Annotated in this window: 13 protein-coding genes; 9 read left to right on the top strand and 4 right to left on the bottom strand. The window is 70.0% G+C overall.

Going from position 1 to position 16718, the window contains the following annotated elements; genetic code table 11:
- Positions 1–198: 198 nt before the first annotated feature.
- The 4 genes from ACNI14_RS03835 to ACNI14_RS03850 all read left to right on the top strand — a co-directional run bounded on the left by ACNI14_RS03835 (position 199) and on the right by ACNI14_RS03850 (position 5677).
- A complete protein-coding gene (locus ACNI14_RS03835; RefSeq protein WP_420518645.1) occupies positions 199–828 on the top strand; it encodes a sigma-70 family RNA polymerase sigma factor in 630 nt (209 codons plus the stop codon).
- 2 nt (positions 829–830) lie between these two features.
- Positions 831–1601, top strand: a complete 771-nt coding sequence (locus tag ACNI14_RS03840; protein WP_420518646.1) for an anti-sigma factor — start codon at positions 831–833, stop codon at positions 1599–1601.
- Positions 1602–1738: 137 nt separating this feature from the next.
- Positions 1739–4561 carry a valine--tRNA ligase gene (valS, locus tag ACNI14_RS03845; RefSeq protein WP_420518647.1) on the top strand — a complete coding sequence of 941 codons (2823 nt, stop codon included), beginning with the start codon at positions 1739–1741 and terminating at the stop codon, positions 4559–4561.
- Positions 4562–4747: 186 nt separating this feature from the next.
- Positions 4748–5677: a DUF559 domain-containing protein gene (locus tag ACNI14_RS03850; protein ID WP_420518648.1), complete on the top strand. Its 930-nt coding sequence runs from the start codon at positions 4748–4750 to the stop codon at positions 5675–5677.
- Between the two features lie 94 nt (positions 5678–5771).
- On the opposite strand, the gene clpX is transcribed toward ACNI14_RS03850, so the two are convergent.
- The 3 genes from clpX to ACNI14_RS03865 form a co-directional block, all read right to left on the bottom strand.
- Positions 5772–7034: an ATP-dependent Clp protease ATP-binding subunit ClpX gene (clpX, locus tag ACNI14_RS03855; protein WP_420518649.1), complete on the bottom strand. Its 1263-nt coding sequence runs from the start codon at positions 7032–7034 to the stop codon at positions 5772–5774.
- A gap of 231 nt (positions 7035–7265) precedes the next feature.
- Positions 7266–8060: an ATP-dependent Clp protease proteolytic subunit gene (locus ACNI14_RS03860; protein WP_420518650.1), complete on the bottom strand. Its 795-nt coding sequence runs from the start codon at positions 8058–8060 to the stop codon at positions 7266–7268.
- Positions 8057–8674: an ATP-dependent Clp protease proteolytic subunit gene (locus tag ACNI14_RS03865; protein WP_420518651.1), complete on the bottom strand. Its 618-nt coding sequence runs from the start codon at positions 8672–8674 to the stop codon at positions 8057–8059. The genes ACNI14_RS03860 and ACNI14_RS03865 overlap by 4 nt, the downstream gene beginning before the upstream one ends.
- 148 nt (positions 8675–8822) lie before the next feature.
- Between ACNI14_RS03865 and ACNI14_RS03870 the strand changes: the two genes are divergently transcribed.
- Together ACNI14_RS03870 and ACNI14_RS03875 are read left to right on the top strand one after the other, a co-directional pair.
- The gene (locus ACNI14_RS03870; RefSeq protein ID WP_420518652.1) at positions 8823–9095 is read left to right on the top strand and encodes a hypothetical protein; all 273 of its coding nucleotides are present in this window, start codon (positions 8823–8825) and stop codon (positions 9093–9095) included.
- Between the two features lie 109 nt (positions 9096–9204).
- Positions 9205–9768 (top strand): DUF4190 domain-containing protein, encoded by a 564-nt coding sequence (locus ACNI14_RS03875; RefSeq protein ID WP_420518653.1) that lies wholly within the window; start codon positions 9205–9207, stop codon positions 9766–9768.
- 121 nt (positions 9769–9889) lie between these two features.
- Here the strand turns inward: ACNI14_RS03875 and tig are convergent, their stop codons facing one another.
- The gene (gene tig / locus ACNI14_RS03880) at positions 9890–11308 is read right to left on the bottom strand and encodes a trigger factor (protein ID WP_420518654.1); all 1419 of its coding nucleotides are present in this window, start codon (positions 11306–11308) and stop codon (positions 9890–9892) included.
- 215 nt (positions 11309–11523) lie between these two features.
- Here tig and ACNI14_RS03885 point away from each other — a divergent pair, with 215 nt between their 5' ends.
- From ACNI14_RS03885 to ACNI14_RS03895, 3 genes are all read left to right on the top strand, one after another.
- Entirely contained in the window at positions 11524–12261 is a 738-nt protein-coding gene (locus ACNI14_RS03885; RefSeq protein WP_420518655.1) for an SDR family NAD(P)-dependent oxidoreductase, read from the top strand.
- A 145-nt stretch (positions 12262–12406) separates the two neighbouring features.
- The gene (locus ACNI14_RS03890; RefSeq protein WP_420518657.1) at positions 12407–14008 is read left to right on the top strand and encodes a xylulokinase; all 1602 of its coding nucleotides are present in this window, start codon (positions 12407–12409) and stop codon (positions 14006–14008) included.
- Between the two features lie 131 nt (positions 14009–14139).
- Positions 14140–16680 carry a cation-translocating P-type ATPase gene (locus ACNI14_RS03895; RefSeq protein WP_420518658.1) on the top strand — a complete coding sequence of 847 codons (2541 nt, stop codon included), beginning with the start codon at positions 14140–14142 and terminating at the stop codon, positions 16678–16680.
- Positions 16681–16718 lie beyond the last annotated feature (38 nt).

Raw genomic sequence — 16718 nt, forward strand, 5'->3', positions numbered from 1 at the left:
GAGCCCGCGCCAAAGGCGCCGATCAATCCACCGACCAATCCGCCGCGTCGTCACGGGCGAACCACTGTCACAGTCGCGGCGTCGCACCCCTCCCTGAGCCGGGGTGCGGCGCGGCGGCGACTCGCTTTCGACGGATCGATGCTTCGATAGGGGAGCCCGAGAATGAACGCAGCCGCACGCCACGAACGGAGGTCGCCCGTGGAGCGACGCCATCTGCGCGCCGTCGACGACGATGCACCACGTGTGTCGCGACACGAGCCCGACGCCGCCTCCGCACAGCGGTTGGACGATCTGCTGGTCTCCGCGGGGCGGGGATCGGCACAGGCCTTCGAGGGCGTGTACACGGCGATGGCGACTCCGGTGTACCGGCTGGCGCTGCGGGTCGTGAGGGATCCGGGCATGGCGGAGGACATCGCCCAGGAGACGCTGGTCGAGGCGTGGCGCAAGGCTCCGGAGTTCGACCCCGCGCGGGGCGGCGCCAAGACGTGGGTGCTGACGATCGCGCACCGGCGGGCCGTCGACCGCGTGCGCCGCGAACAGCGCCAGCGCCGGCAGATGGAGTCCGAGGCCGCGGTCGCCGAGCGGGAGTCCATGCCGGCGGAGCAGGACACCGTGGTCGAGGTCGACTTCCGCCGCTGGCAGTCCGAGCGGGTGCGGGGCGCGCTCTCCCATCTGAGCGACATCCAGCGACAGGCGATCGAGCTGGCCTACTACGGCGGTCATACGCAGACCGAGGTGGCAGCACGGCTCGGGGTGCCGCTGGGCACCACCAAGACACGAATACGAGACGGCATGAAACGACTACGCGACGCATTGGAGGAGGGTTAGTCATGGATCTGCACGAGATGAGCGGCGCCTACGCCCTCCACGCACTCGACGACGACGAGGCGCGTCGATTCGAGGAGCACCTCGCCACCTGCGCCGAGTGCCAGGCCGAGGTCGCGAGCGTCGACGGCGCGTTGGACGCCCTCGCCGAGCCCGGCGACGACGCTTCCACGGTCGCCCCCGAGAGCCTGCATGGATCGGTCTTCGACGAGATCGCCCGCACGCCCCAGGTGGCGGCGCCTGCTGCCCCCGAGACCGGCGAAGGTTCCACCGGATCCCCCGCCGCGCCCGAATCCCCCGCCGCACCCGAGGCGCCCGCGTCGCTCGACGCAGCCCGCGCCGGACGCCGTCGCATGCCCGCGCGCCTGCTGGCCGCGGCCGCGGGACTGGTCGCGGTCGTGGCGGTGGGAGTCGGGTTCATCCTGACCGGCAGCGACGAGAGCACGCTCGCGGACGAGGCCGAGAGGCTCCGGACCGCGGACGATTCCGTCGAGTACGCGCTGGGGCTCGGCGCCGCGACGCTGTACGTGTCCGCGGCCGAGGGCGGAGTGGCGCTCATCGGCGACACCCCCGACCTGCCCGAGGGCGAGACCTACCAGGTGTGGGTGGTGCCGGCGGACGGATCGGACCCCGTGCCCGGTCCCGTCCTGGGCGACGGCGACCTCGCGCAGGCGTGGCTCACGGAGTTGGACGGCGCGGCCGCGATCGCGGTGAGCGTGGAACCCGAGGGCGGCTCGACCGTCCCCACGGAGGTCGTGACCGCCGTCGAGCTCTGATCCCCTCCCCGCCTTAGCGCCCCAGCGGGCGCTGAGTGTCGGGTTTCGGGGGGTCCGCGAATCCTGGCGGACGCTCAGCGTCGCGGGCGTACGCAACCGTGCCCGCGCATCGGCCGCGTTCTGAAAGAATGACCCCCATGACTTCGCGTATCCCGGACAAGGCCACCGTCGACGGACTCGAGGACCGCTGGAACGAGGCCTGGGAGTCCCAGGGCACGTACCGGTTCGACGAGTCCAAGGACCGCGAGCAGATCTACTCGATCGACACGCCTCCCCCGACGGTCTCGGGCTCCCTCCACGTGGGTCACGTGTTCTCGTACACGCACACGGACGCGATCGCGCGCTACCAGCGCATGTGCGGCCGCGAGGTGTTCTACCCGATGGGCTGGGACGACAACGGCCTGCCCACCGAGCGGCGCGTGCAGAACTACTTCGGCGTCCGATGCGACCCTCACCTGCCGTACGAGCCCGGCTTCACGCCCCCTCACGAGGGCGGCGAGGGCAAGTCGATCAAGGCCGCGGACCAGCAGCCCATCTCGCGCCGCAACTTCGTGGAGCTGTGCGAGCGGCTCACCGAGGAGGACGAGAAGCAGTTCGAGGCGCTGTGGCGTCACTTAGGGCTTTCCGTCGACTGGTCGCGCACCTACCAGACCATCGCTCCGAACGCGCAGGCCGTCGCCCAGCAGGCCTTCCTGCGCTCGCTCGCGCGTGGCGAGGCCTACCAGGCGGAGGCGCCGACCCTGTGGGACGTGACCTTCCGCACGGCGGTCGCGCAGGCCGAGCTCGAGGACCGCGAGCGGCCCGGCGCGTATCACCGCATCGCGTTCGAGCCCGCGGCGGACATGGAGGAGGCCACCGGCTCCTACGACTCCGTGTGGATCGAGACCACCCGTCCCGAGCTGCTGCCCGCGTGCGTGGCCCTCGTGGCGCACCCTGACGACGAGCGCTACCAGCCGCTGTTCGGCAAGCACGTGCGCACGCCTCTGTTCGGCGTCGAGGTGCCCGTGGTCCCGCACCGCCTCGCCTCGCCCGACAAGGGCTCCGGCATCGCGATGATCTGCACGTTCGGCGACGTCACCGACGTGATCTGGTGGCGCGAGCTCGACCTGCCCATGCGCTCGGTGCTGGGTCGCGACGGCCGGTTTGCGGCCGATGCGCCCGCTGGCTTGGACACGCCCGATGCGGTTGCGGCGTACGCGGAGCTGGCCGGCAAGACGGTGTTCTCCGCGCAGGCCCGCGTGGTGGAGATGCTGCGCGACGCGGACCTCATGGACGGCGACCCCCGCTCGATCGCGCACCCCGTGAAGTTCTACGAGAAGGGCGACAAGCCGCTCGAGATCGTGACGTCGCGCCAGTGGTACATCTCCAATGGCGGCCGCGACGCTTCTCTGCGTGCGGAACTGCTGTCGCGCGGTGAGGAACTGGACTTCGTGCCCGCGCACATGGGCAAGCGGTACGAGAACTGGGTCAACGGCCTCACGGGCGACTGGCTGATCTCGCGTCAGCGGTTCTTCGGCGTGCCGATCCCCGTGTGGTACCCGCTCGACGACGACGGCGAGCCGGTGTGGGACCAGCGGATCGTGCCCGCCGAGGACACGCTGCCGGTGGACCCGTCCGTGGATACGGCCCCGGGGTTCTCCGAGGACCAGCGCGACCAGCCCGGCGGCTTCGTGGGCGAGATGGACATCATGGACACGTGGGCGACGTCCTCGCTGACCCCTCAGATCGTGGGCGGGTGGCGTGACGACCCGGCGCTTTTTGCGAAGGTGTTCCCGATGGACCTGCGCCCCCAGGGCCAAGACATCATCCGCACGTGGCTGTTCTCCACCGTGGTGCGCTCGCACCTCGAGCACGGCGTCCTGCCGTGGAAGCACGCCGCGATCTCCGGGTGGATCCTCGATCCCGACCGCAAGAAGATGTCGAAGTCCAAGGGCAACGTCGTCACCCCCATGGGGCTGCTCGAGACGCACGGCTCCGACGCGGTGCGCTACTGGGCGGCGTCCGCTCGACTGGGCACCGACGCTGCGTTCGACGAGGGCCAGATGAAGGTGGGACGCCGCCTCGCCATGAAGGTGCTCAACGCCTCCAAGTTCGTGCTGGGCGCCACCGGCATCTCCACCGCGGCCGATGAGTCGCTCGCGGAGGGCATCCGCGCCGTATCGCACGTGACGGGAGGTGCTCTCGGCGCCGATGCTCTCACCGGCAATGCCGCTGGGGACGCGAACCCCGCTGCGCTGGACTCGACCGGCTCCCCCGTCACGCAGCCGCTGGATCGCGCCCTGCTCGCCGGCCTGGCGGACGTCGTGGACAAGGCCGGCGCCGCGTTCGAGGCGTACGACCACACTCGGGCGCTCGAGCTCGCGGAGACCCTGTTCTGGACGTTCTGCGACGACTACCTCGAGCTCGTGAAGACTCGTGCGTACGACGGCGCCGCTCCCGGCGAGTCGATCGACCCGTTCGCGGAGTGCTCGCCCGAGGCCGCATCGGCCCGCGCCACGCTCACCATCGCGCTCGAGACGTTCCTGCGCCTGTTCGCGCCGGTGCTGCCGTTCGCGACCGAGGAGGTGTGGTCGTGGTTCCGGCCCGGATCCGTGCACCGCGCGCCGTGGCCGTCGGCCGATCCGCTGCGTGCCGCCGCGGGTGACGCCCCCGACATGACGCTCGTGGGCGCCGCGGGCGAGGCCCTGGCGACGCTGCGCAAGATCAAGTCGGAGGCCAAGGTGTCCCAGCGCACCGAGCTGGTGTCCGTGGACCTGCTGGTGCCGGAGGCGAAGGTCCAGGCCGTGTTCGCGGCCAGGGCCGACCTGATGGCTGCGGGGCGTGCTCGCAAGATGCAGATCGTGGACGCGGTGATGGCGCTCGATCCGAGCGTCGACGGCGAGGGCCCCGAGGACGGCTCGGGCGGCTCCTCGGCGGACACCACGGTGATGCGCACGGAGAACGTAGTCTTCGCCGACTAACCCCTGCCCTCTCCGCCTTAGCGCCCCAGTGGGCGCTCAGTGTCGAGTTTTGGCGCGCGCGGGATCCTGCAGGACGGTGAGTGTCGGTCGTTTCCCACCGTCCCCACCTTGTGGCGCACGTCGCCCGCCCACAGTGGCGGCGCGCAGCGCCCCCGTGCGGTGGCCGCGCCGCGCTACGACGGTGACATGCGAACCCTGCGCGCCATGCCCGATCCGGCGGCGACCGCCGACGTCACCTCGTACGTGGCGCTTCGCCCCCAGGCCTTCACCCGGCGTGAGCTCGAGGCGTTTGCCACGCCCCGCAAAGTCCGCACGGCTCTCGACCGCGGCACCATCGTGCGTCTGCTGCCCAATGTGTATGTGGCCGCCGAGCACTCGGAGTCGTTCGAGGCTCGCGCCGATGCCGCACTGACGTGGGTCGGCCCCGGCGCCATGCTCATCGGGGCCAGCGCGCTATACGTATGGACGCTGCTCGACGAGCCGCCCACGACTATCGACATCGCGACGGACGACACCCACCGGCTGCGTCCTCCGCCGTGGCTGCGCGTCCACCGTCCCACCTACGAGCTGTCCTCGCGACATGTCAACGACCTCAGCGTCGCCCCCGCCGCGGTGGCCATTGCGCAGGGTTACGCGGATCTCACCGCCAGCGAACAGTCCGATGCAGTCTTCGGCGGCATCGCGCGAGGCCTGGTGACGGTGGCTGAGCTGCGTGCCGTGCTCGCGTCGATGCCTCGCATCCGCCAGCGGCGTCGCTTGACGAGTCGAGTCGAGGCCGCCGCGCGCGGAGCGGAGAGTTGGCTCGAGGAGGTCGGGCTACAGTCAGTGTTCACCGGCCGAGAGTTCGACCCCTTCGTTCGGCAACACCGAATCCGATGCGACGGGCGCTCGTATCGCCTGGACATGTACGACCCGTTCTCCCGGCTGGCAGTCGAACTCGATGGCGCCACTTGGCACCGTACCGATTCTCAGCGGTTGCGCGACATCAGGCGCGACGCCGAACTCGCGGCGATCGGCATCCAGACGATCCGGCTCGCCTCGGCCGACCTCGTCGAGCGTCCGCAGTGGTGCCGCGACATGGTGCTGCGGGCACGCGACCAGCGGGTCCGCCGGTGAGCGACACTCAGCGTCCTGCAGGATTGTCCGCCGCGCCAAAACCGACACTCACTGCCCTCTAGCGCGCTAAGGCGGGGTGGGGTGGGGTGGGGGGTTAGGCGGCGCCTTCTTCTTGCTCCGGCTCGCGCTCGACGTAGGCCGGCGTCACCCGGTCCAGCACCACCTCGCGAGTCACGAGCACGCGGGCCACGTCGTCCCGGCCCGGCACCTCGAACATCGCGCCCTGGAGGACCTCCTCCATGATGGCGCGCAGGCCGCGCGCGCCGGTGCCGCGCTCGAGAGCCTGCTCCGCGATCGCCTCGATGGCGCCCTGGTCGAATTCCAGCTCCACGTTGTCGAGCTCGAACATGCGCTGGTACTGCTTGACGAGCGCGTTCTTGGGCTCGGTGAGGATCGACACCATCGCGTCGACGTTGAGCGGCGTCACGGTCGCGATCACCGGCATGCGGCCGATGAATTCGGGGATCAGCCCGAACTTGTGCAGGTCCGCCGGGGTGACGTGAGAGAACAGGTCCGAGTTGTCGGCCTCCTTGAGCTGAGCTCCGAACCCGATGCCCTTGCGGCCCACGCGCGAGGAGATGATCTCCTCCAGGCCGGCGAACGCCCCGCCCAGAATGAACAGCACGTTGGTGGTGTCGATCTGGATGAACTCCTGGTGAGGGTGCTTGCGCCCTCCCTGCGGCGGCACGGATGCCTGCGCGCCCTCGAGGATCTTCAGCAGCGCCTGCTGCACGCCCTCGCCGGACACGTCGCGCGTGATCGACGGGTTCTCCGCCTTGCGCGCGACCTTGTCGATCTCGTCGATGTAGATGATGCCGCGCTGGGCCTTCTCGACGTCGTAGTCGGCGGCCTGCAGCAGCTTGAGGAGGATGTTCTCGACGTCCTCGCCCACGTAGCCGGCCTCCGTCAGCGCGGTGGCGTCAGCGATGGCGAACGGCACATTGAGCATGCGCGCGAGGGTCTGCGCCAGGTACGTCTTTCCGGTGCCGGTGGGGCCGATGAACAACACGTTGGACTTGGCGATCTCGATGCCGTCCTCGGCGACCGTCGACGTCCCCTCGCCGGCGCGCACGCGCTTGTAGTGGTTGTACACCGCGACCGACAGCGCCCGCTTGGCGGACTCCTGGCCCACGATGTACTGCTCCAGGAAGTCGAAGATCTCGCGCGGCTTGGGCAGCTCGGTGAACTCCGTCTGCGCCGCCTCCGCGAACTCCTCCTCGATGATCTCGTTGCACAACTCGATGCACTCGTCGCAGATGTACACCCCACCGCCCGCGATGAGCTTGCGCACCTGCTTCTGCGTCTTTCCACAGAACGAGCACTTCAGCAGGTCGCCGCTGTCCGCCGGTCGAGTCATCAAGGCCTCCTTCTGGCCGTGGCCATCTGCTGTCCAGGCTACCTACGCTGTCCGACACGCGCCTGCCGACTCGCCGCCCCACGCGTTCGCCTACGGCCGATGCGGTCGCTGGGCATGCCGCGAGCCTCACCCGGGGTTCGCATGGGGCGGGCGGGCGGATGGGTGCATACACGGCAAACGGCCGCCCCCGACGAATCGGGGACGGCCGTGATTGCGCTGGGAGGCGGCGGGTTACGCCGGTCCGTCGGGGTTGGTCTCGGGTCCGTCGGGGTCCGCGACGGGCGGACCGCCCGGGTTCGAGGACGAGCCGATCACCGGGCCGGAGGCGCGGTCGCTGGGCGCCGCCGTGTCGACGCCCTTGCGGGAGTCGAGCACCTGGTCGACCAGGCCGTAGTCCTTGGCGTCCTGGGCGGACAGGAACCGGTCGCGCTCGATGTCGTCGCGGACCTTCTCTTCGGTCTGCCCGGTGTGCTTGGCGAGCGTGTACTCGAGCCACTCGCGCATGCGCACCATCTCTTCGGCGTAGATCTCGATGTCCGAGGCCTGCGCACGCGCGCCGCCCTCGATGCGCGGCTGGTGGATCATCACGCGGGCGTTGGGAAGTGCCAGGCGCTTGCCGGGCGATCCCGCCGCGAGCAGCACGGCCGCGGCGGAGGCGGCCTGACCCAGGCACACCGTCTGCACCTGCGGCTTGATGTACTGCATGGTGTCGTAGATCGCGGTGAGCGCGGTCTGCGAGCCACCGGGCGAGTTGATGTACAGCGTGATGTCGCGGTCCGGGTCCTGGGACTCGAGCACGAGCAGCTGCGCCATCACGTCGTCCGCCGAGGCGTCGTCGATCTGCACGCCCAGGAAGATGATGCGGTCCTCGAACAGCTTCGCGTACGGGTCCTGACGCTTGAAGCCGTAGGCCGTGCGCTCCTCGAAGCTGGGCAGGATGTAGCGCGAATCGGGGCCGGCGGGGGCGGTGCCGCCGTAGCCGCCGGTGCGGCCAGCGGCCTGAATGGCCTGGTGGATCTCGCTCATGACTTGCCTCCCTGCGACTCGTCGCCGGCGTCGGACGCGTGCGTGATCACCTTGTCGACGAAGCCGTACTCGAGGGCCTCCTGAGCGGTGAACCAGCGGTCGCGGTCCGCGTCCTTGGTGATCTGCTCGACCGTCTTGCCGGTCTGCTCGGCGGTCAGCTCGGACAGCACCTTCTTCATGTGCATGATGAGCTCGGCGCCGATCCGCACGTCCGTCGTGGTGCCGTAGATGCCGCCCGAGGGCTGGTGCATCAGCACCCGCGTGTGCGGGGTCGCGAATCGCTTGCCCTTGGCGCCCGACGAGAGCAGGAACTGCCCCATCGACGCCGCCATGCCCATCGCCACGGTGGCGACGTCGGGCTTGATGTACTTCATCGTGTCGTAGATCGCCATGCCCGCGGTGATCGATCCGCCGGGGCTGTTGATGTACAGGTAGATGTCCTTGTCCGGGTCCTCTGCGGCGAGCAGCATGAGCTGCGCGCAGATGGCGTTCGCGTTGTCGTCGCGAACCTCGTCGCCAAGCCAGATGATGCGCTCGCGCAGCAACCGGTTGAAGATCGAGTCGTTGAGACCCATCCCTCCGGCGTCGCTGCGGGCCGTGATCGTGTCGCTCACGTTCGTCCTCTCGTCCATGAAGTCTTGCGTCAAACCTAACGGGGGCAGGTGCTCATCCATGCCAGTTCCCCCTGGTTTTCGCTACGGGGTGAACGGCCGATGCGGTCGCCCGGCTACGCTCGAATCCTCACCTTGGGGGGCGATGGGCATGAGCACGCATCCGGACGAGCGCCGTGACCGAAGCGTCCTGAACATCATCGCGGCTGGCGTCGGCGTCGCGAGCCTGCTGCTGCCGGTGGTGGGCATGGGCGCGGCGGTGGCCGCCATCGGCCTGGGATTCCTGGGGGCGCGCGCCTCGCGCCGAGGCGAGGCGCGGTACGCCGGGGCGGGCATCGCGGGGCTGGTGGCCGGCGTGGCGTCCCTCGCGGTCACGATGTGGCTCGCGGCGGGCTGGGCCAGCGCCCTCGCCGAGTTCGACTGACGCTCCCTGAGACGACCTCCGGGGCAGCATCGGGCGTGCGGACGATGCGCGGCACGAAACGTCGGGGATACGCTCGACTGTGCACCACCTACGACAACAGGGAGCACCCATGAGCACCACCCCCGACGACCCGTTCGCCCGTCGCCCCGAGGACGGTCAGGGACAGCAGCAGCAGCCGCAGGGCTGGGGCGACGCACCGCCGCCGCCACCGCAGGGCCAGCCCCAGAGCGCGCCCCAGCAGGGCCAACCTCAGTACGGCCAGCCCCAGTACGCCGCGCCGCCGCCGAACGCCCAGCCGCAGTACGCGCAGGGCCAGTATCAGCAGCCCTACGGAGTGCACACCGGCCCCCGTCCGGGTACCGAGAAGAACTGGATGAACATCACCTCATTGGTGCTGGGCATCGTGGGGCTCTTCACGTGGTTCACGGCGATCGGCGGCATCATCCTGGGCCACATGGGCCGCAGCGCAGAGAAGAAGGGCCAGGCGGACAACGGCGGCCTCGGCCTCGCGGGCCTGATCATCAGCTACATCGTCATGGTGCTTGGCCTGATCGCCCTCGTCGGCTTCTTCCTGTTCTTCGGCTGGTTCGTCAGCGAGTGCGGCGGCGACAACCCGGCGAACTGGTGCACCGACGGCGGCACCTCGATCGAGATCGAGGCCTTCGCCGCCTAGGCCATCCGTGCCGTGGCGGGCCGAACCGCCCCGCCCGGCCCGCGCATCGGCCGCATCCCCGCAGACAGCAAGAAGCCCGGGCGACCACTGGTCGCCCGGGCTTCTGTGCGTGAGCTGAGGGCTACTTGTCGTCGCCGGCGGCGTCCTGCACCGCTGCCGCGACTGCGTCCTCGTCGATCTCGTCGTCCTTCTTCTCGTCCTCGATCGAGCCGATCACCGCGGACAGGTCGACGGCGTTGCCGGCGGTGTCCTTGATGGTGGTGCGGCGCAGCGCGAAGGCGGTGGCCTTGGAGCGCGCGACCTCGGCGATGATCGCGGGGATCTGGCCGGACTTCTCGACCTGCTGGATGAACTCGTTCGGGTCCATGTTGTACTGGCGCGACGCGTTCATCAGGTAGTCGAGGAGCTCGTTCTGCTCGACCTGGATGTCGAGGTCGTCCGCGAGGGTGTCCAGGAGGATCTGCGCACGCAGCGCGTTGTGAGCCTCCTCGGTGACCTCGGCGCGGTGCTCGTCGTCCTCGAGGCGGTTCTCGTTCTCGAGGTGCGAGTGGACCTCGGCCTCGATGACCTTCTTGGGGAGCTCGAAGTCGGTGGCGTCCTTGAGGGCGTCGATGAGCTTCTCACGCGCCTCGACGGCCTGGTTGTTGGCCTTGATGCGGGCGGCCTGCTCGCGCAGGTCGTCCTTCAGCTCGTCGACGGTGTCGAACTCGGAGGCGAGCTGCGCGAAGTCGTCGTCCACCTCGGGGAGCTCGCGCTCCTTGACGGCCGTGACCTTGACGGTGATCAGCGCGTTCTGGCCGGCGGCCTCACCCGCGGCGAGCGGCGCCTCGAACGTGGTCTCCTCGTCGGCGGACAGGCCGATCAGGGCGTCGTCCAGGCCCTCGAGCATGTTGCCCGAACCGACCTGGTAGGAGGTGCCCTGGACGTTGTCCACGTCCTGGCCGTCGAGCTTGGCGGCCATGTCGATCGTGACGAAGTCGCCGTCCTTGACGGGGCGGTCGATGGTCTTCAGCGATCCGAACCGCTCACGGAGCTGGTCCAGGCGCTCCTGCACGTCCTCGTCCGAGACCTCGACGGGCTCGACCTCGAGGGTGAGGTCCTCCGACTTGGGCAGCTCGACCTCGGGGCGGATCTCGACGGTGGCCGTGAACTCCAGGCTGTTGTCGCCCTCTTCGGAGCCGGGAACCTTGGTGACCTCGACCTCGGGCTGGCCGAAGGGGCGGATGCCCTGCTCCTCGACTGCGGCCGAGTACCAGCCCGGGAGGCCGTCGTTGACGGCGTGCTCGATGACGGCGCCCTTGCCCACGCGCTGCTCGAGGATCTTCGGCGGCACCTTGCCCTTGCGGAAGCCGGGGATCTGGACCTGCTCGCCGATGTGCTGGTAGGCGTGGTCGAGCGAGGGCTGGATGTCCTCTTCGGTCAGATTGACCGTCAGCTTGACGGTCGTGGCGTCGATCTTCTCGATGGCGCTGGTCACGAATGTGCTCCAATGAATGGGGGTGATGGCCTCGCCGAACGCGGGCATGCTGCAGTTCGGCAACCCGTCGAGTCTAGCCACCGTGCGTGCTGGGGCCCAAACGGGTTCGCTCTGGGCGATGTCGCGTCGCGGTCAGGACGGCGGCCGATGCGGGGGCAGGGTCGCGCGAGCCTGCTCACGCATCCACGGGGAAGGGCTGAGACCAACGTCCCTCAAGGGCGCGCTGTCGCGGTGTTTGGCTCGAATGACATCAATCCACCAATGGAGGAGGATCTGTCATGTCACCCACGTTCGAAGGAAAGATCGCGGTCGTCACCGGAGCCGCATCTGGTCTGGGCGAGTCAATCGCGAAGAAGCTCGCGGGCGAGGGCGCCACGGTGGTGGTCGCGGACATCTCAGGGCACCAGGACGATGTCGCCGCCGCCATCGGAGGGGGCGCGATCGGCTACGCACTCGATGTCGCGGACGAGGCGGCAGTGGAGGCGTTCGAGGCCTGGCTTCGCGACCGATACGGGCGCATCGATGTGCTGTTCAACAACGCGGGCGTCAACGGCGTGGCGGCGCTGAGCCACGAGTACCCGATGGACTCGTTCGACAAGGTCCAAGCGGTCAACGTGCGGGGCGCGTTCATGGTGCAGCGCATGGGGCTCAGGCTGATGCTCGACGGCGGTGGAGCGATCGTCAACACGGCTTCGATCGGCGGGCTCTTCGCCACCCCATCCGCCTCCGCGTACATCACATCGAAGGGAGCCGTCGTCATGATGACCAAGACGGCCGCCCTCGAATACGCGAAGCAGGGGATCCGCGTCAACGCGGTGGCACCAGGGATCATCCGCACGCCGTGGCTCTCCGGTCTCAGCGAGGATCTCATCGACACTCTCGCGGCACAGGTTCCTCAGGGCCGCGTGGGGACGTCGGATGAGGCCGCGAACGTCGCGGCGTTCCTGGCCAGCGATGAGGCCTCTCACGTCACCGGACAGGTGTGGGTCGTGGACGGCGGTCGCTCGGCAGGCTGAGGCGTGGCACGCGGGGGCGGTCGTCGAGCGCGGCCGCCCCCGCGGCGCACACGCGTCCAGGGCCCCGGGGGCCCTACAGTATTGGGAGACGTTCACATCTAACGCCTGCGTCGACGCAGGCGAAGCTTCGAGGAGTGGGTACCCGATGACCGAAAATGACCGCACTGCAGCCGCAGCGATCGCCGAGGGGCGCACGTCGCTCGGGATCGAGCTGGGCTCGACGCGCATCAAGGCGTGCCTGATCGGACCGGGACACGAGGTCCTGGCGACGGGCAGCCACGAGTGGGAGAACCAGTTCGTGGACCGGTTGTGGACCTACCCCGATGAGGAGATCTGGGCAGGGCTGAGCGCCGCCGTCACGGACCTCATGGCCGCGGTGAAGACCTCCTACGGGACCGAACTGACGTCCGTGGGCGCGGTGGGCGTGTCCGCGATGATGCACGGCTACCTCGCGTTCGACTCCTCCGGCGAGCTGCTGGTGCCGTTCCGCACCTGGCGCAACACCAACACCGGCGTCGCGGCCTCCGAGCTCACCGCGAAGCTCGGCTTCGCCTTCCCCCTGCGCTGGTCCGCCTCGCACCTCTACCAGGCGATCGTCGACGACGAGCCGCACGTCGACAGGCTCGACTCCATCACCACCCTGGCGGGCTACGTCCACTGGCGCCTGACCGGCCAGCGGGTGCTGGGCGTGGGCGACGCCTCGGGAGTGTTCCCGATCGACCCCGCCACCGGGACATACGACGCGACGATGCTCGAGGGATTCCAGGCCATGATCGCCGAGCGCCGGTCCGGGCTCGACGTCGCGGCCCTGCTCCCCCAGGTCCTGTCCGCAGGAGAGGACGCCGGCTCGCTCACCGCTGAAGGTGCCGCCCTGCTCGATCCCACCGGCACGCTCGCCGCCGGCGCGCCGGTGTGCCCGCCCGAGGGCGATGCCGGGACCGGCATGGTCGCCACCAACGCGGTCGCGCCGCGCACCGGCAACATCTCCGCGGGCACGTCGATCTTCGCCATGATCGTGCTGGAGAAGCCCCTCGACTCCGTGCACGAGGAGCTCGACATCGTCACCACCCCCGCCGGCGATCTGGTGGCGATGGTGCACTGCAACAACGGCGCCAGCGAACTCGGCGCGTGGGCGTCCATGTTCACCGAGTTCGCGAGCGCCATGGGTGTGGACCGCGGACCGGACGCCGTGTTCGAGGCCCTGTTCGGGGCCGCCATCGAGGGCGAGGCGGACGGCGGCGGGCTGCTGGCCTACAACTACCTGTCCGGCGAGCCGATCACGGGTCTCGACGAGGGCCGGCCGCTGTTCGTCCGCACCCCCGACAGCCGGCTCACCCTGGCCAACTTCATGCGCACGCAGGTGTACGCGGCGTTCGGCACGCTGAGCCTCGGGATGAGGGTGCTGCACCGCGAGGGCGTCCAGCTGGACTCGATGTTCGCGCACGGCGGCATGTTCAAGACCGCGGGGGTCGCGCAGCGGCTGCTTGCGGCCGCGATCGACGCCCCCGTCACCGTGGGCGAGACGGCAAGCGAGGGTGGCGCCTGGGGAATCGCGGTGCTCGCGGAGTACCGGCGCACCGGTGACGGCATGCCGCTGGGCGACTACCTCGCGCAGCGCGTGTTCGACGGCGCGGCGCAGGACGTCGCTCAGCCCGACCCCGCGGACGTAGCGGGGTACGAGGCGTGGCTCGATCAGTACAGTGCCGGCCTCGCGATTCAGCGGGCCGCGACGGAGGCCATTCACTAGCCTGCCGCGCGCGCCGGTGGGGCGCGGCGACTGTGCGGGGGTAGGAACTCGGTCCCGGCGACGCCCGGGGCGCCGGGAGTAGCGTGGGATCGAGTCCTCTCCCTAGCGAACCGACGTTCGAGAGCACATCCGTGAACAAGATCCCGCGCACGGCATCGGCCGACCTCAGGGTCGACGCCGCGCATGCCCGCGCCGTCGACGAGGTTCTCACCACCCTCGACGTCGACGGCGAGTCCGGCCTCAGCTCGACCGAGGCGTCGCGACGCCGCGAACGAGCGGGCCGCAACGAGATCGGCGACGACGGCGGCACCCCGTGGTGGGTGCTGCTGTGGCGCCAGATCGCCAACGCCGTGATCGTGTTGCTGCTGGGTGCAGCCGTCGTCGGCCTCGTGATCGGCGAGGTGGTCGAGGCCATCGCCATCATGGTCGCGCTGATCGTCAACGTCGCCGTGGGCTTTGGCACCGAGTTCAAGGCCGCGAAGTCCATGGCCGCCCTCAAGGACATGCTGCGCACCGTCGCCGAGGTCGAGCGCGACAACCGCCGCGAGGAGATCGACGCCGCGGAGCTCGTGCCGGGCGACATCGTAGGCATCGAGGCCGGCGAGCAGGTGCCCGCGGACATCCGGATCATCGACGCCGAGGGACTGCAGATCGAGGAGGCCGGTCTCACCGGGGAGTCGGCCGGGGTCGACAAGCAGACGGAGCCCGTGGACCGTTCAGTGGCCCTCGCCGACCGCACCTGCATGGCGTACATGGGCACGACCGTGCTCGCCGGCCGGGGACGGGGCGTGGTCGTGGCGACGGGGACGGCCACCGAGATGGGCCGCATCGCGGAGCTCGCATCGTCTGCGGAGCAGACCCAGGCGCCCCTGCAGGCGGGGCTCAACCAGCTGTCGAGCAGGCTCGCGATCGGCGTCGTGATCGGCGCAGCCGTGCTGTTCCTGGTCGGGTGGTGGCGAGGGAACGACATCGCCGAGATGGTGGAGATCGCCGTGGCGCTCGCGATCGCGGTGGTGCCGGAGGGGCTCCCCGCGGTGGCGACGCTCACCATGGCGGTGGGCATGCGGCGCATGGCCAAGGGAAACGCGCTGGTGCGGCGGCTGCCGGCGGTGGAGACGCTCGGCTCCACCACGGTGGTGTGCTCCGACAAGACCGGCACGCTGACGCGCAACGAGATGACCGTCGTCGAGGCGCGCCTCGCCGAAGGTGCCGACGAAGATCACCTGTGGCACGCATCGGCCCTGTGCAATGACGCGGATGTCGACACGGACGGCGACCCCGTCGGCGACCCCACCGAGGTGGCGCTGCTCGAGGCGGCGGGCGATGCCGGCCTCGACTGGCGACAGTTGAGGGAGTCCACCAGCCGGGACGACGAGGTGCCGTTCGACTCGACGAGCAAGCGCATGGCGGTGGTGGTCGACGGGATCGTCCACGCCAAGGGCGCGCCGGAGGTGATCCTGGACGACGCGCGCGACGAGGTCCTGGTGCGCGCCGCCGAGGAGTGGGCATCGCAGGGGCTGCGCACCCTCGCGTTCGCGCGCGGCGACGCCTCGGGCGACGGCGACGCGCTGTTCGAGGGGCTGCGCGCCGTCGGCGTGGTCGCGATGCAGGATCCGCCCCGCGAGAAGGTCGACGACGCCGTCGAGGTGCTGCACTCCGCCGGGGTGCGCGTGCTCATGATCACCGGGGACCGGCCGGACACCGCGACGGCGATCGGCCGGCAGCTCGGCTTCCGCGCGGAAGCCGCGGTCACGGGCGCGGAGATGTCAGACATGAGCGACCAGGAACTTCGCGGTCACCTGGACGGCGACGCGGTCTTCGCTCGCGTGGCCCCCGAGCACAAGCTGCGCATCATCGAGGTGCTGCAGGGTCAGGGCGAGGTGGTCGCCGTCACCGGCGACGGGGTCAACGACGCGCCCGCCCTGCGCCAGGCGGACGTGGGCGTCGCGATGGGTTCGGGCACGGACGTCGCCAAGGACGCGGCCGACGTGGTGCTGCTCGATGACCACTTCGGCACCATCGAGCTGGCCGTGCAGGAGGGCCGGCGCATCTTCGCGAACATTCGCCGGTTCGGCCAGTTCCTGTTCTCGTGGCACGTGTCCGAGGTGGTGGTGATCACGGTCGCGGTCCTCGCCGGCTGGCCCGCTCCGCTCGCCGGCCTCATGATCCTGTGGAACAACCTGGTGATCGACGTGATCCCGTCGTTCGCGCTGGCGCTCGAGCCGAGCCGCCGCGACGTCATGAAGGACCCGCCGCGCGACCCGCGCGAGGCCGTGATCTCGCGCTCGGTGCTCGTGCGCATCGGGCTGCACGGCCTGCTGGTCGCCACCACGGGCTTCGCCGCCTACGGCGCGGCACACCTGTGGCTCGACCTGAGCGACGCTCAGGCCCAGACCGTGACGTTCCTCGCGATGTCCGCCGCCCAGACCCTCGCCGTCTTCAACGCGCGGTCGGAATCGGGCTCGGGATTCCGGGGGGCGGGCGCCAACCCGTGGCTGTGGGCGGCGCTCGCCGTCGTCGGGTCGCTCACCGCTTTCGCCATGACCTTCCCGCCCCTGCGCGACATCCTGGGGCTCGCCGTCATCCCCGGCGAGGCATGGGGCGTCGCGATGGCACTGGCGCTGCTGCCGCTCGTCGCGGTGCAGACCACGCGCGCGGTGCGCAAGCACTGAGGACGAGCGCCCCCGCTGTTCTGTCGCTCGCGCGGCCC

This window comes from Demequina pilifera, from assembly GCF_048814985.1.
Taxonomy (GTDB): domain Bacteria; phylum Actinomycetota; class Actinomycetes; order Actinomycetales; family Demequinaceae; genus Demequina.

Bases quoted from the DNA above. Each gene is read 5' to 3' on its own strand.
- ACNI14_RS03870 (WP_420518652.1), top strand. From the start codon at position 8,823: ATGAGCACGCATCCGGACGAGCGCCGTGACCGAAGCGTCCTGAACATC.
- ACNI14_RS03885 (WP_420518655.1), top strand. From the start codon at position 11,524: ATGTCACCCACGTTCGAAGGAAAGATCGCGGTCGTCACCGGAGCCGCA.
- ACNI14_RS03840 (WP_420518646.1), top strand. From the start codon at position 831: ATGGATCTGCACGAGATGAGCGGCGCCTACGCCCTCCACGCACTCGAC.
- ACNI14_RS03850 (WP_420518648.1), top strand. From the start codon at position 4,748: ATGCGAACCCTGCGCGCCATGCCCGATCCGGCGGCGACCGCCGACGTC.
- ACNI14_RS03860 (WP_420518650.1), bottom strand. From the start codon at position 8,060: ATGAGCGAGATCCACCAGGCCATTCAGGCCGCTGGCCGCACCGGCGGC.
- valS (WP_420518647.1), top strand. From the start codon at position 1,739: ATGACTTCGCGTATCCCGGACAAGGCCACCGTCGACGGACTCGAGGAC.
- ACNI14_RS03875 (WP_420518653.1), top strand. From the start codon at position 9,205: ATGAGCACCACCCCCGACGACCCGTTCGCCCGTCGCCCCGAGGACGGT.
- ACNI14_RS03890 (WP_420518657.1), top strand. From the start codon at position 12,407: ATGACCGAAAATGACCGCACTGCAGCCGCAGCGATCGCCGAGGGGCGC.
- clpX (WP_420518649.1), bottom strand. From the start codon at position 7,034: ATGACTCGACCGGCGGACAGCGGCGACCTGCTGAAGTGCTCGTTCTGT.